This window comes from Mesotoga sp. Brook.08.YT.4.2.5.2., assembly GCF_003351125.1.
Taxonomy (GTDB): Bacteria; Thermotogota; Thermotogae; order Petrotogales; family Kosmotogaceae; genus Mesotoga.
On sequence record NZ_JPGZ01000022.1, the window covers coordinates 1 to 13,130 of the forward strand.

15 protein-coding genes and 1 pseudogene are annotated in these 13,130 nt (G+C 43.1%); 8 read left to right on the top strand and 8 right to left on the bottom strand.

Annotated features, from left to right (window positions below; all coding sequences use genetic code 11):
* Positions 1 to 4 precede the first annotated feature (4 nt).
* The gene (locus Q502_RS05985; RefSeq protein ID WP_258553709.1) at positions 5 to 154 is read left to right on the top strand and encodes a DUF2922 family protein; all 150 of its coding nucleotides are present in this window, start codon (positions 5 to 7) and stop codon (positions 152 to 154) included.
* Between the two features lie 58 nt (positions 155 to 212).
* Here Q502_RS05985 and Q502_RS05990 read toward each other — a convergent pair whose 3' ends face one another.
* The gene (locus tag Q502_RS05990; protein WP_258394214.1) at positions 213 to 704 is read right to left on the bottom strand and encodes a four helix bundle protein; all 492 of its coding nucleotides are present in this window, start codon (positions 702 to 704) and stop codon (positions 213 to 215) included.
* 340 nt (positions 705 to 1,044) lie between these two features.
* Between Q502_RS05990 and Q502_RS06000 the strand changes: the two genes are divergently transcribed.
* From Q502_RS06000 to Q502_RS06030, 7 genes are all read left to right on the top strand, one after another.
* Positions 1,045 to 1,290: a hypothetical protein gene (locus Q502_RS06000; RefSeq protein WP_102819428.1), complete on the top strand. Its 246-nt coding sequence runs from the start codon at positions 1,045 to 1,047 to the stop codon at positions 1,288 to 1,290.
* 429 nt (positions 1,291 to 1,719) lie between these two features.
* Positions 1,720 to 2,868, top strand: a complete 1,149-nt coding sequence (locus tag Q502_RS06005; RefSeq protein ID WP_102819429.1) for a hypothetical protein — start codon at positions 1,720 to 1,722, stop codon at positions 2,866 to 2,868.
* 39 nt (positions 2,869 to 2,907) lie between these two features.
* A complete protein-coding gene (gene gmd, locus Q502_RS06010; protein ID WP_102819430.1) occupies positions 2,908 to 3,981 on the top strand; it encodes a GDP-mannose 4,6-dehydratase in 1,074 nt (357 codons plus the stop codon).
* A 95-nt stretch (positions 3,982 to 4,076) separates the two neighbouring features.
* Positions 4,077 to 4,442 carry a four helix bundle protein gene (locus Q502_RS06015; protein ID WP_180977996.1) on the top strand — a complete coding sequence of 122 codons (366 nt, stop codon included), beginning with the start codon at positions 4,077 to 4,079 and terminating at the stop codon, positions 4,440 to 4,442.
* A 41-nt stretch (positions 4,443 to 4,483) separates the two neighbouring features.
* Complete coding sequence (locus Q502_RS06020; protein WP_258002070.1) at positions 4,484 to 5,440, top strand: GDP-L-fucose synthase; 957 nt, start codon at positions 4,484 to 4,486, stop codon at positions 5,438 to 5,440.
* Positions 5,441 to 5,480: 40 nt separating this feature from the next.
* Positions 5,481 to 6,683 carry a glycosyltransferase family 4 protein gene (locus tag Q502_RS06025; protein WP_180977997.1) on the top strand — a complete coding sequence of 401 codons (1,203 nt, stop codon included), beginning with the start codon at positions 5,481 to 5,483 and terminating at the stop codon, positions 6,681 to 6,683.
* Positions 6,676 to 8,010 (top strand): oligosaccharide flippase family protein, encoded by a 1,335-nt coding sequence (locus Q502_RS06030; RefSeq protein ID WP_102819432.1) that lies wholly within the window; start codon positions 6,676 to 6,678, stop codon positions 8,008 to 8,010. The genes Q502_RS06025 and Q502_RS06030 overlap by 8 nt, the downstream gene beginning before the upstream one ends.
* A 113-nt stretch (positions 8,011 to 8,123) precedes the next feature.
* Here Q502_RS06030 and Q502_RS06035 read toward each other — a convergent pair whose 3' ends face one another.
* The 7 genes and pseudogenes from Q502_RS06035 to Q502_RS06070 all read right to left on the bottom strand — a co-directional run.
* Positions 8,124 to 8,366, bottom strand: coding sequence for a hypothetical protein (locus tag Q502_RS06035; RefSeq protein WP_258394215.1), 243 nt, complete (start codon positions 8,364 to 8,366; stop codon positions 8,124 to 8,126).
* Between the two features lie 512 nt (positions 8,367 to 8,878).
* Positions 8,879 to 9,136, bottom strand: coding sequence for a hypothetical protein (locus Q502_RS06040; RefSeq protein ID WP_112109448.1), 258 nt, complete (start codon positions 9,134 to 9,136; stop codon positions 8,879 to 8,881).
* Positions 9,137 to 9,649: 513 nt separating this feature from the next.
* Positions 9,650 to 10,108, bottom strand: a complete 459-nt coding sequence (locus Q502_RS06050) for a hypothetical protein (RefSeq protein WP_102819434.1) — start codon at positions 10,106 to 10,108, stop codon at positions 9,650 to 9,652.
* Positions 10,109 to 10,111: 3 nt separating this feature from the next.
* Positions 10,112 to 11,263 carry an AAA family ATPase gene (locus Q502_RS06055; protein WP_112109450.1) on the bottom strand — a complete coding sequence of 384 codons (1,152 nt, stop codon included), beginning with the start codon at positions 11,261 to 11,263 and terminating at the stop codon, positions 10,112 to 10,114.
* A 130-nt stretch (positions 11,264 to 11,393) separates the two neighbouring features.
* On the bottom strand, positions 11,394 to 11,681 hold the full coding sequence (locus Q502_RS06060) for a nucleotidyl transferase AbiEii/AbiGii toxin family protein (RefSeq protein ID WP_219724963.1): 288 nt from the start codon (positions 11,679 to 11,681) through the stop codon (positions 11,394 to 11,396).
* Positions 11,678 to 12,271 carry a type IV toxin-antitoxin system AbiEi family antitoxin domain-containing protein gene (locus Q502_RS06065; RefSeq protein WP_102819437.1) on the bottom strand — a complete coding sequence of 198 codons (594 nt, stop codon included), beginning with the start codon at positions 12,269 to 12,271 and terminating at the stop codon, positions 11,678 to 11,680. Before Q502_RS06065 ends, Q502_RS06060 begins: the two co-directional genes overlap by 4 nt.
* Before the next feature lie 658 nt (positions 12,272 to 12,929).
* Positions 12,930 to 13,130, bottom strand: a pseudogene (locus Q502_RS06070) (group II intron reverse transcriptase/maturase); the annotation flags it as partial.

The window sequence follows — 13,130 nt, forward strand, 5'->3', positions numbered from 1 at the left end:
CTACATAAAGGAGCCCAAGGCGAGTCTCACTCAATCTGAAGTCGAGACTGTGATGGGAAACCTCATAACTCTGAAGGTGATCCCTTCAAATTATGCGGTTGACTACGCGGCAGTGATCGATACCCAGAAGAATGAGTTGTTTAATCTCATCTGACCACATTAGTTGTTCGTTCCAGAGCGAGGATCTGTTCTTCGTTCTTGGATGCCCGGGCTTACTGCCCGGGTTTCTTTAGAGAACTGATCAGTTTGTTGATCATCATGTTGATCTTTTTTCCGACGGCTTCGATTGATTCAAGACAGCTGTCGTTAATGTAGTCGAGCCTATTTGCTATGGCAAGTTGAGTAAGCGATTCAAGAAGAGAACCTCTCGCGAGGTAGAGGAATTGAATGAACTCCTTTCTATGCTGCCTTCCAGAACCTTCGGCGATATTGGAAGGAATGGATACAGCAGATCTTTGGAGCTGAGAACCGAGACCGTATTTCTCATACTCAGGAAAGTCTCTGGTTAATCTGTAGATCTCCATCACGTAATCCATACTGAGCTGCCATACATGCAAATCTTTGTAACTTGTAGACACATCATTCACCTCCGAGAGAATTCTAAAAGGATCGGCGTCTTTGATCAACTCCGCTCTGACGAAGAACCTGGACGCGTAGCGTCGGAACAAAGAACTGTTCTCATCGCTCTTCTGAACTAGGAACAAAGCTCCTAGCTCCGGAACGAAGAACTGCTCTTTGCTCTTCTGAACCAATAACATGGACGCGTAGCGTCGGAACGAGGAACTTAGGCGCGAAGCGCAGACTATGATCTTCGCTTTAACCAAGAACCTGGACACGAAGTGTCGGAACGAGGAACCTAGGCGCAAAGCGCAAACTATGATCTTCGCCTTAACCAAGAAACTGGACACGAAGTGTCGGAACAAGGAACCTAGGCGCGAAGCGCAGACTATGATCCTTGCTCTTAACCAAGAACGTGGACACGAAGTGTCGGAACGAGGAACTTAGGCGCGAAGCGCCAGAACTAAAACTAAGGAGGTAATCCATATGAACTGGATAAGAGAGTTAATATCCCTAATCACAATTTTCGCTAGTTACGTAGAATCTCCCGGCAACGGGGCTGAGAAGAAAGAGAAAGTGAAACAGATGATAAAGGACGTGCTTCCCGATGAAGAATGGAAGATAGACCCAGAATTCTTCGACTTCATCCTGGATGTACTGATAGACCTTGTCGTCATGTTCCTGAACAAGGGACTTTGGAAGACGGCAAGAAATCTAATAGAGATGTCTTAGTTTCATGACTAGCCGGGTAGGAGAGTCCCGCCTGGCTAGTTACTTCGTACAAGAGGATACCAAAGATTCTTGTGAATACTCTTCGCTCAATATTGATTTGGCTTGGTGAAAGCAGTCTTACTCGTATGATTGCTTTAAGACTTTTTCTTCTTAATTAAGAACCGAGAAATCGCCCGTAAGTTTCTCCCAAAGTAAGGATTTGGGAGGCCACAATGTATGAAATAGAATAGTTACAAGAGTCTGATAACCTTAAGATTTGTCAGGAATGTTATAATTACAGATATTACTAATCAAGTTCGAATTCGTTTTGTGATTATTTTTACTTGCCTAAGGACTAACTAGTTGTCAAGCGACTAATGAGTATCTTACAAGGAAGCAAGTGAGACGGAATAGTTCCGATGTTACAATGAAGGTTGAGAAGGCTGGATAATGAAGAATATATTGCTTGTCGTTACGGACTATCATACGTCATTTGATTTGATGATACTCAAGCTTTTGCTCACGAAGCATGATTTGAATGTTATCGTGTTTGCCACTGAAAAAAAAGCTTCTTACTTCAAGGGATGCGGAGCTAGCTTTTCGATTGAGACAGCTCCTTCGCGACAGTTTAACAACCCTGTATCAAGACTTTATTCCTGCAGAGACTATTTAGACGCGATCTACGATGTCGTTAGAAAACACAAAATAGATCTCCTCTTTATAACAACGGCTCAAGACGCAGTACTGAATTTCTTCCTTTGTAACATAGTCAAAAAAACTCCAACTCTGCTTGTTGTTCACAACATTAATCGATTTGTTATCAAAGGTGATTCGAATTTCAGAAGAAAAGAACTGGCTTTTAATTCATATTCCAAATGGCGCAAGCGAATCAACGCCTGTTTGGCAAGTTCATCAAAGAGTTTAATTGTCCTTACGGACTACCTTAAGAAAGAAATGTCACGCATAATGCCAGAAAAACATGTGTACGAGTTGCCATTTAGAGTTTCATCAGCCGCTATTCTTCGACGTAGAAGGGAAGAAGTCTTGAGTAACTCGGTGACGACTTTCACAATTTCTGGTTCAGTGAACGGAATAAGAAGGAACTACGATGATTACTTCAATTTGTTCGGTGGTTCAGTGAAAGGAGATTTCAGGTTGCAGCTGCTCGGAGAAGTTCAAGATTCCGATATTGTGAGCAGAGGGAAGAGACTTCTCGGAGACAAGTTGATCGCGTTTGACAGATTTCTAACTGAGGAAGAGTACATGAATGGTCTTCTTAGCTCACATTTTCTTCTAGCAGATTTATCTAGATCAATGCCATACGGGGTATTTAAAGCTTCGGGAGTGGAGTTTGATGGGCCATCCCTAGGAATCCCTGTCATAACGCCTTTTGATGTTCTGAAATCTTCCCGGCATGGAATCTTTGTTAGGTATTCTCAGGGCAAATTGCTCCAAGTGCTGAACTCAACTATTGATTCAGTTGATCAAGGCACATATGAAAAGGAGTTCCTTGAACCTGCTATAAGAGAAGCCAGCTACTTTGATGAAGACAAGTGGGCAGCAATTCTTCATAATATAATTGAGAGTAGTCTCGCTTGACAATATGCTTAGTTAGCTACTAGAATCTGGAGGTTAATTATGAAGAGAATTGCTTTAATCACAGGAATCACTGGTCAAGACGGTTCTTATCTAGCAGAATTGTTGTTAGATAAGGGCTACGAAGTCCATGGAATAATCAGGAGATCAAGCAGCTTCAACACGAAGAGAATAGATCATCTCTACAAGGATCCTCATGAAAGAGACGTCAATCTCTTTCTTCATTATGGAGACTTGACTGATTCAACGAATCTGATAAGGCTTATTCAAGAGATACAACCGGACGAGATTTACAACCTCGCCGCTCAAAGTCATGTCAAGGTCTCTTTTGAGACGGCAGAATACACTGCTAATTCAGACGGATTGGGAACACTCCGATTGCTCGAAGCAATGCATTTCCTCGGACTCGAAAAGAAGACCAAGTTCTATCAGGCATCGACTAGTGAACTATATGGAAAGGTTCAGGAGATACCTCAGAAAGAAACGACTCCATTCTATCCCAGAAGCCCATATGCAGCAGCTAAACTGTACGCCTATTGGATAACAGTCAACTACAGAGAAGCGTATGGAATCTTTGGGAGCAATGGCATTCTCTTTAATCATGAATCTCCCAGAAGGGGAGAGACATTTGTCACCAGAAAGATTACTAGGGCAGCTTCAAGAATATCTCTCGGCCTTCAAGAAAGACTCTACCTTGGAAACATGGACACCAAGAGAGACTGGGGATATGCCCCCGATTATGTAAAGGCAATGTGGCTGATGCTCCAGCAGGATGAACCAGGAGACTTTGTTATAGCCACTGGAGAAACCCATACTGTAAGAGAATTCGTTGAACTGTCTTTCAAGGAAGCGGGAATAGATATTCAGTGGAGAGGAAAAGGCGTTGAAGAAAAAGGAATCGACTCAAAAACAGGAAAGATAGTCGTTGAAATAGATCCGGATTACTTCAGACCGACAGAAGTAGAACTTCTACTCGGAGACCCGACAAAGGCAAGAAAAAAACTTGGCTGGCAACCCGAAGTCAAATTCCAGGAACTGGTAAGAATAATGATGAAAGCCGACCTCGAAACCGCGAAGTATGAAAAGTACAAGAGGGAGTATAAGAACGGTGATTAGTGGATAGTGACTGGTGAGTAGTGAAGAGAAAAACTAACAACTCTGAACAAGGACAAGAGAGTCGTGCGAGATAGAACGGAGGTCAATAGAGAGAAATGATATTGAGTTACCGCGACCTTAGGGTCTGGCAAAAAAGCATGAACCTTGTTACCGATGTCTACAAAGCAACTGAATCATTCCCAAAGGACGAAATGTTTGGACTGTCAGCGCAACTTAGAAGAGCTGTTGTTTCAGTACCATCAAACATAGCTGAGGGTTCTGCAAGAAAAGGCAAGAGAGAACCACTTAACTTCTTGCATATTGCTAAAGGATCTCTGGCTGAAGCAACTACGCAGCTGGAAATTGCGAAGAGACTTGGCTTTCTTTCCGATGAGAGCTTTGAGAACTTGATCGAAAAAGGAGAAACGATTGCAAAGATGATAAACTCGTTAATAATGAGCCTGAATCGAAAGGAGGAGTAACATTGTCAGACAATGAGAAAGAAACTAACATCCAATCACCAATCACCGAACACCAGTCACAAGCCACCGGTCTCTCACCTGCTTCCAAGATTTACGTAGCCGGTCATACAGGACTTGTTGGTTCGGCTATTATGAGAAAGCTCAAATCTGAGGGATATACGAATATAGTCACCAGATCCTATGAAGAACTTGACCTAACTGATCAAAGAGCAACAAGGCAATTCTTCAAGAAAGAAAGACCTGAGTACGTCTTTCTTGCAGCAGCCAAGGTTGGTGGAATTCAGGCAAACAGTACATATCCCGCCGACTTCATATACGTGAATTTGATGATAGAGTGCAACGTGATAAAGGCTTCTCACGAATTTGGAGTGAAAAAGCTCCTCTTTCTCGGTAGCTCTTGTATATATCCAAAGATGGCACCTCAACCAATAAAGGAGGAGTATCTACTCTCTGGATATCTTGAAGAGACAAACGAACCGTATGCGCTGGCAAAGATATCCGGTCTAAAGATGTGTCAGTACTTCAACAAACAATATGGCACGAATTTCATAAGCGTTATGCCTACGAACCTATATGGTCCAAACGACAATTTCGATCTAAACACAAGTCATGTGTTACCTGCTCTGATCCGAAAGTTTCACGAAGCAAAGATAAACAATGCTCCTTATGTTGAAATCTGGGGAACGGGTACTCCAAGAAGAGAGTTCCTGTATGTGGATGATCTCGCAGACGCCTGCCTCTTTCTAATGAAGAATTACTCGGGAAATGACTTCTTCAACATAGGAACAGGAGAAGACGTAACAATAAGTGAACTTGCAGAGCTTATAGGCGAAGTAGTAGGCTACAATGGAGAGCTCAGGTTCGATACCTCCAAACCAGACGGAACACCGAGGAAACTTCTTAATGTTACTAGAATTCATGAAGCGGGTTGGAGTCATCAGACAGAGTTGAACGAGGGTCTTAATATAACTTATGAGTGGTTTGCAAGAGAAAGATAATTGGTGGACGCCAATATTTAGGCGAACAGGGAGGCAAGACTTGAAGAGTCTCATCAAGAAGTTACTTCCAAGATCAATAGAGCATAAACTAAGAAAGTTCGTCAAGAGGCCCTTGTTCATTCAGAACATCAACCATGATCCCTCCGTGGATCAGGAACGTGTTCTATTGTCATATGTTGTTGCTCCTTTGGAGAGACCACTTGAAAGTGTTATGACTCATTCAAACCAACAAGAAGTGCTAATGATAATTAAAGCCTTAATTGATTTCAACTTCTCGATTGACGTTGCATATTGTTTGGATGACACAAATACTAGCTTGATATTGCAGAAACACTATGATTTGATTCTGGGTTTTGGTTCGCCTTTCTTATCTTATTCTCAAGTGAATCCCAAGTGCCTAAAAATTATTTACCTTACAGAAGCAAGTCCAGATTTTTCAAGAAGGCAAGAAGAGGAGAGAGACGAGTACTTTTTTCAGAGGCACAAAAAGCATATGTTAGTCAGAAGAACCGGGACATACTTCACCAATGAACAGCTTGATATTGCAGACGCAGGTATTCTCATCGGAAATGAATTTGTCAAAGAGACCTATGCGGGTCTGCCGTATGAGATTCAAACGCTATTCCCAACGGGAATGGAAAACCCCAACTTCGTTCCTAATCGCAAGCACCATGAAGAAACAAGGAAGTGCTTTCTCTGGTTTGGTTCCAGCGGAGCTGTTCATAAAGGTTTAGATATTCTTGTTGATGTTTTCAGTCTGTCAGAGAATAGTGATCTAACGTTATTTGTGTGCGGTCTTAAAGATAGAGAGAAAAGGCTTTTCAATTTCAGGCGGACCAAAAACATTATTGATCTAGGCTTTGTGCCGGTTCTTTCTAATGAATTTCTTGCGCTCCTGGAGAAATGTACTTACGTCATACTTCCCTCGTGTTCCGAAGGAGTCGCCACATCAGTTGTCACTTGCATGAATCATGGTCTTATTCCTGTTGTTACAAGGGAGACCGGGCTCGATATGAAGGACTTCGTTGTTCATATGTTGGATTTCCACGTTGGGTATGTTTCTGAAGTAGTCCGTAAGTGTGCTAATAGATCTGTTCAGGATCTTGAGACGTTTGAGCGAGAAGTGATTCAGTATGCAAAGGATTCTTTCTCAAAGAAAGCTTTCAAGAAGAACTTCCTTAATGCTTTACAGAGGATTCTAGCAGAACACAACCCCAGAAACAATTGGAGTCCAAATGAATGAGAAAGAGATTCTAAGGCCTGAAGGGCGAACCTCACGGCTCAAAAGAAACTTCTCGTTAGGTCTTATATTGAATCTGTCAGCGATGGTCTTGAGTTATGTTCAAGTCCCTATTAGTATTTCCTATCTCGGCAAAGAAGGCTACGGAATCTGGGTTCTTTTGACTTCAGTAATCCATTGGCTAATCTTTTTTGACGGTGGTCTTGGAAACGGTTTGAAAAACAGGCTCTCGAATTCTATTGCTTCGAATGACTGGAAGCGATCAAGAGAGTACGTGTCGACCACTTTCTTCTCTTTGCTAAGTCTTGCGCTAGTTGTTTTCACTTTGTGGATTCTTACAATTCTGATACTTGGCTCTGGTTGGCTAGGGACTCTAACAGGTTACAGAGGCGGCGATCTATCATTCGTCAGTACGATCATTGCCGTATACACTCTGGCTGGCTTTGTACTCAATGTGTTTAATCAAGTGTACTATTCTTATCAGAGAACCTATATTGTAAATTTAGTCAGGGTGATTTCTCAAGGATTGTTACTACTCGGAATTCTATTAGCACCTCTGCTGAAGACTTCTGGCTTAATGATCTACGCTAACGTTTATGGTGCTTCATTGGTTATTCCAAGTTTGCTTGTCTTCTTGCTATTTTCAGTGAAGAATCGAATAGTGATTCCGAGACTGAAGTACTTCAGAAAACACTTAGTTAAGGATCTATTAACACTCGGCATGAAGTTTTTTCTCTTGCAAGTGTCTTCGATGATCATGTTCACAAGCGACAAGCTAGTCATTGGGATCATTATGGGGGCAGATGCAGTTGCTGATTATCAGTTGGTTCATAAGTTATTTGATGCAATCCTAATTCTACACAGTTCGGTGCTCTTGGCTCCTCTTTGGCCAGCGTATGCTGAAGCTTACAAGAGGAACGATTCGGTCTGGATTAAGAACACATTGAAGAAGTCAGTCGTGATTTTGGTTCCTATTTTAGGCTTTATAATTCTACTAGTATTCAGTTTTCCCTTTATCACGACACTTTGGTTAGGAAGTCCCCTTTTGGTGTCAGAAAGCCTAGTGCTTCTGATGGGATTGTATGCTTTCACAAGAGCATGGACTGGTACTTTCATAAACTTCATCAATGGTACTGGGCTAGTCAATCTTCAGGTGATATTGTCATTAGTCATAGCCATAATCAATGTCCCGCTTTCTTTCGTTCTAGGTTATTTGATGGGGCTACCCGGAGTCATTTTTGCAACATTACTCTCACTATTTCTTCTAGCTGTTCCTCTTCCTGTTCAGACGGGTAAGATTATCAGAGAAATGTCTGTTTTTGGCAAGTAGGAAATTGCTCTTCCTCAATGTAAAGGAAAAGAGTCAACAATGAAAAAACTAGGGACCCCATTTTTAGCATAAAAATAGGGACCTTATCATATTAATAAGGAAAAGTCTACTACTCAAGTGACATTCAAGTTGTCAACCACATCCTTAGTGGCAGCTAAGGATGGATGAGCATCCTGGGAGTATTCAGGATTTGTGAAAGCCTCAGGAATTATTGTATTATTTGGTTGAGTGATTTTAATTCCTTTGGCATTGAGGAACAAGGTTTCATCGTATTCTTTCATCTTTGACAACATGGAGAATGCGATTTTGAGGATGATGTTCCCCAGTAAAAATAGGGACTCCATTTTTAGGAACAAGATCGGTTCCTCGTTCCGACGCTTCGCGTCCAGGTTCTTGGTCTCCTAGGACCGGGTCTAGAGTATGGGGTTTAGGGTCTGGCAAGAGCTGAAAGAGCGTAAAAAGAAAACAGGGACTCCATTTTTAGGAACAAGAGCAGTTCCTCGTTCCGACGCTTCGCGTCCAGGTTCTTGGTTATAAATACAAAAATAGGGACAGACTCGTTTTTTCAGAGCCGTTGTTGGAGGTACGTTATTGGTGGTTGGTAAGTGCTTATAAACAAATAAGAGCACAGTCACGACTAGAATAATTTCAGGAAAACCATCCGGGGACGCATGGCTGGCTTCGCCAAGAAAAATGGGGACAGACTCCATTTTTAGGAACAAGAGCAGTTCCTCGTTCCGACGCTTCGCGTCCAAGTTCTTGGTTGGTTTAGGATCGAGGCCATAAGAGCGGGGGCAAGATCCATTACTTAAAGAACGGTGTCCCGTATAGAATCACTTGGGCTGATACGGGATAATCGGATGGGGCATTAGAATCTCATTTCTTTGTCAACAACCAAATGTTCTTGTGGGCCTTCGATTCCTTGTTTGCGGAGAAGACGTATTTTCTGTGAGTTCTTGGTGATCTTTACGTTCCCAGATGAAACCCAGAAGAACTTCCGATTCTCAGTGATGACTCTTATCTGATTATCCATGATCCATCGCTTCATCCATTGCGCCTTTTTGATCACCTCATCGACCTCGGATTCATTTGCTGGATGAATCTCTATGAATGCTGTTTTCAGCATAGCATCACTCTCGATGAAAACAGCATAATCCCATCTATTCTCATTGGGATAATCCTCTTTGAGGCAGCTATCTATATCAACGCTCTTTGGTGAAAATGGGGACAGACTCCATTTTTGTTACCAAAAATAGGGACTCCATTTTTAGGAACAAGAGCGTGCACAGACCCGTCCTACGACCTTCGTCCAGGAGCGTGGACCCGTCCTTAGGAAGAGCGGGAGAAGAGCAGTTCTTCGTTCCGACATAAAAAATGGGGACAGACTCCATTTTTGAGAACAAGAGCAGTTCTTCCTTCATAAAAATGGGGACAGACTCCATTTTTAGGAACAAAGGACCCAAAAATAGGGACAGACTCCATTTTTAGAACAAGAGCAGTTCCTCGTTCCGACGCTTCGCGTCCAAGTTCTTGGTTGGTTTAGGATCGAGGGCGTAGAGCGGGAGCAAGATCCATTACTTAAAGAACGGTGTCCCGTATAGAATTACTTCGGGCTGATACGGGATAATCGGATGGGGCATTAGAATCTCATTTCTTTGTCAACAACCAAATGTTCTTGTGGGCCTTCGATTCCTTGTTTGTGGAGAAGACGTATTTTCTGTGAGTTCTTGGTGATCTTTACGTTCCCAGATGAAACCCAGAAGAACTTCCGGTTCTCACTGATGACTCTTATCTGATTATCCATGATCCATCGCTTCATCCATTGCGCCTTTTTGATCACCTCATCGACCTCGGATTCATTTGCTGGATGAATCTCTATGAATGCTGTTTTCAGCATAGCATCAATGTCGATAAAAACAGCATAGTCCCATCTATTCTCATTGGGATAATCCTCTTTAAGGCAGCTATCTATATCAACGCTCTTTGCATTGGTTCTCGTTTCTTGAAGACTGACTTTGTCAGGTTTCCCAATTGCTTGAAGTCCGTTCTTTATACAGGGGCCAAGAGATGAATTCATTATGGGCTGTATTTGATCCATTTTCTACCTCCAGAGCTTTGCTACGATCTCGTTTGTCTTGGAAGTGAATTCTACGAGGCCACCCCATTCCGACACTGACTTCTTATCGCTCCCGGGATCGAGTGAAGAAATATCTTCAGTCACCACGCCAGCGTCGGTTGGTTTGAAGTAGTTGACAACAAGCTTCTTGTTTTCGAAATCCTTTATTAGTTTGTTCGTATTTGGCGTTGTTTTTAGTTCGAAAAGGTCGAGGAGAAGTTTCCTCTTTTTGTCTGCAGTTGCTTCAGGATGAGATACAATCTCATTTATCGCCCAAACGAGTTCTATTATTCCCGAAGAATGGGTTGAGAGCAAGACTCTATAATTCCTGCTCAACAGCTCGACTATAGTAAGAAAGACATCCCTAATTGCTAGCGGATGAAGGCCTGCTTCTGGCTCTTCAACTATGACCCAGTTCACGCCTTGCTTTTTCGAGACTTTTGCCGAAGGCAGCAGCCAGAACAACCCAAGTAGTAAGGGCGCAAATTCCCTTTGACCCGCAGACCAAGTCATGATGGGCATTGATACTCCTGCAACCTCCAGCATGATTCTTTTCCTGAGGCCTATATCTAGTTTCAGTTTGCCTTCTCTCATTATGGATTTCTGCAGCGCGTCCCTTATCTCTTTCTTGAAGTATCCGTCTCTCGGAAAAATTGGGGTATTGCCGCTCCCAAGGCCGGAATCCATTATGCGCCTGATCTTCTCGCTGAAGTCCTTAACAACGAAAGGGTACGTAGGATCGAAAGAGGTGAAAGGAAGTGGCCACCCGGCAGAGATAATCAGAACTCGTTGAGCGGGTATATAGAATACTTTGGCCTTACTGTCTTTTCCGCCTGATTTCTTCACGTGAGTTTCGATCTGAAACTTTCTTCCGTTAAGTTCAATGTAGCTCTGAGAATTCCATATCGCCTGCATCCCTTCGCCAAAATAGACCTGCAAGAAACTCTCGAGCTCATTCTTCCAATCAAAGCCAAGCTTCTTCAATTCCTTTACTATATTGGCGTGATCAACGCAGAACTTGAACAACTGAAGAAAGATGCTTTTACCCGTTGCTTGTGGCCCGACGAGAACGGTCAGATCACCGGCCGAAATGTCTGCTTTTTTTATCGGCCCGATATTCTCAAGAACGACTCTCACGGAGAACCCTCCCTTCTTCCTGCGCTGCTTAGGCTATACAAGAACAATTATATCAATTTCCGCATGAATTCCTGAATCTTCAACCAAACCACACTAAGTAAGGCCTTTCTATAAATAGGGACTTCATTATTCACATTTCTATCGCACAGACCTCGTTCAGCATGTTTGATATACTTTCTACATTCACCTTTAGCCCTTTAATGGTCCCGTCCATATCCATGGTCGCCCTTGTATCAAGGCCTACTATTGATGCGATAAGAAATCCTCCTTTCAAGATGAAGTTCGATTGGTAGCGTGATGATGAAATTCTTTCCAGCAAACGCTCCAGCATATAGTTCTGAAGGACAATTTGAGCAGATATATTCTTGCTTTTTGCCACGTTCTTAATGATCGCTTTCAGCTGCATCGAGTTCTTCAAAGCAATACCTCCAAATAGGCGCGCAGCTTCTTTTCTACCCTCATGAGCTTTGCATACTTTGAAATCATGGGAATATCTCTACTGGGCAGTTGTGTATATCTCTTGAACGCTTCGCTTATGATCTGGATATCTGTATGACTACGCCCTTTTAGAATATCGCACAGTGTTCTCTCTGCGTTGTAGACCCTTACCTCGTTGCCAATAGGAGTTCTTTTCGTGGTTATACCAAGTTCGTACAACCCGTCTATAACACGGTAGTATTCAACATTTTCTGTTTTTAGATTTGAGGTATTATAGCCGATCGGAAATGTCATTGAATACTTGATCGGAGTTCGATCTGTCAAATAAAGCAAGAATAGAGCCGTTCCATGAGAAAATATCCCCCTCCTATACCGGTTTTGAAGATTGAACATCTCGTCGTCAAGGAATGTGGGAATAATGTAAACGCCTCGTTCCGATCTTTCGAGAAAACCTTTGTCTACCAAGACTCTCAAATAATGACGATTTATCCCCGCTGTTGTGACTTGCCTCGATGTGACTATACCGTTGTTTTTACGTGCGATGTCTAGAATCTGTTCAGCATAAGACATGTATCACCTCTCACAAGAGAACAAATATCATTTGCGCATACAATTGTATCGTTTATGTGCATGACTGTCAGACTACCATTGAAAATAGGGACTCCATTTTATCAAGAGCGAAAGAGCGGTTCCGGCGCGTTGCGCCCAAGTTTTTCGTTCCGACGCTGCGCGTCCAGGTTCTTCGTCTCCTAGGGGTAGGACCGGGTCTAGGGTATGGTGAGGGTGAGATCCCGTACAGAACCACTACGGGATGACTAAGTGAGTGGGTTCCAGGGAAGGCTATGCGTGTTGGCACTCCTTCACGTCATCCTCGTGCTACTGGCCAGGATCTAGATCTTTGAAACAGTTGCAAGTTGTAAGAGCAAAACCCGATAAACTTTATAAGTCTCTTGAAACGCGCTCTTCTCGGTGGACGGCGGACCGTTGACGGACAACGTTGTCTTCGTCAGCGATCAGCGGGTCCTCGTTCTTAAGCGTGCAGCGGCTCTTCAGGGCGAGATCCCGTGCAGGTGCATCACGGGATGACCGAAGAGGCGCTCATCAGGTCAGCCTCAAGGGATGACACTCCTTCACGTCATCCTGACAATGCTGGTGAGTAGCCCAGGGGGATTTCACCCCCAGGCTCTCTCAGAACCGGACTTGAACCTCTCGATTCATCCGGCTCCCATTATCCAGCCGAATAGAATATCCCCATTGTCCAGTGTACAAATAGATGAGGCTCTCTGCGAGCAAGAGCTTCTAGCCATTTACCCGCTTTTGTACGACCTCTCCTTTTCTTGTACTTGTTTCTTACCCACTGAACTAAGGCTTTGTTTAGCCGACTCAGTACTGTATACATTTCAAATTTGCGAAAGTGTCCGTAGTAGTT

Coding starts and splice junctions, on each gene's coding strand:
- Q502_RS06040 (WP_112109448.1), bottom strand. CDS start 9,136: ATGCTGAAAACAGCATTCATAGAGATTCATCCAGCAAATGAATCCGAG.
- gmd (WP_102819430.1), top strand. CDS start 2,908: ATGAAGAGAATTGCTTTAATCACAGGAATCACTGGTCAAGACGGTTCT.
- Q502_RS06015 (WP_180977996.1), top strand. CDS start 4,077: ATGATATTGAGTTACCGCGACCTTAGGGTCTGGCAAAAAAGCATGAAC.
- Q502_RS06000 (WP_102819428.1), top strand. CDS start 1,045: ATGAACTGGATAAGAGAGTTAATATCCCTAATCACAATTTTCGCTAGT.
- Q502_RS06030 (WP_102819432.1), top strand. CDS start 6,676: ATGAATGAGAAAGAGATTCTAAGGCCTGAAGGGCGAACCTCACGGCTC.
- Q502_RS06005 (WP_102819429.1), top strand. CDS start 1,720: ATGAAGAATATATTGCTTGTCGTTACGGACTATCATACGTCATTTGAT.
- Q502_RS06050 (WP_102819434.1), bottom strand. CDS start 10,108: ATGGATCAAATACAGCCCATAATGAATTCATCTCTTGGCCCCTGTATA.
- Q502_RS06065 (WP_102819437.1), bottom strand. CDS start 12,271: ATGTCTTATGCTGAACAGATTCTAGACATCGCACGTAAAAACAACGGT.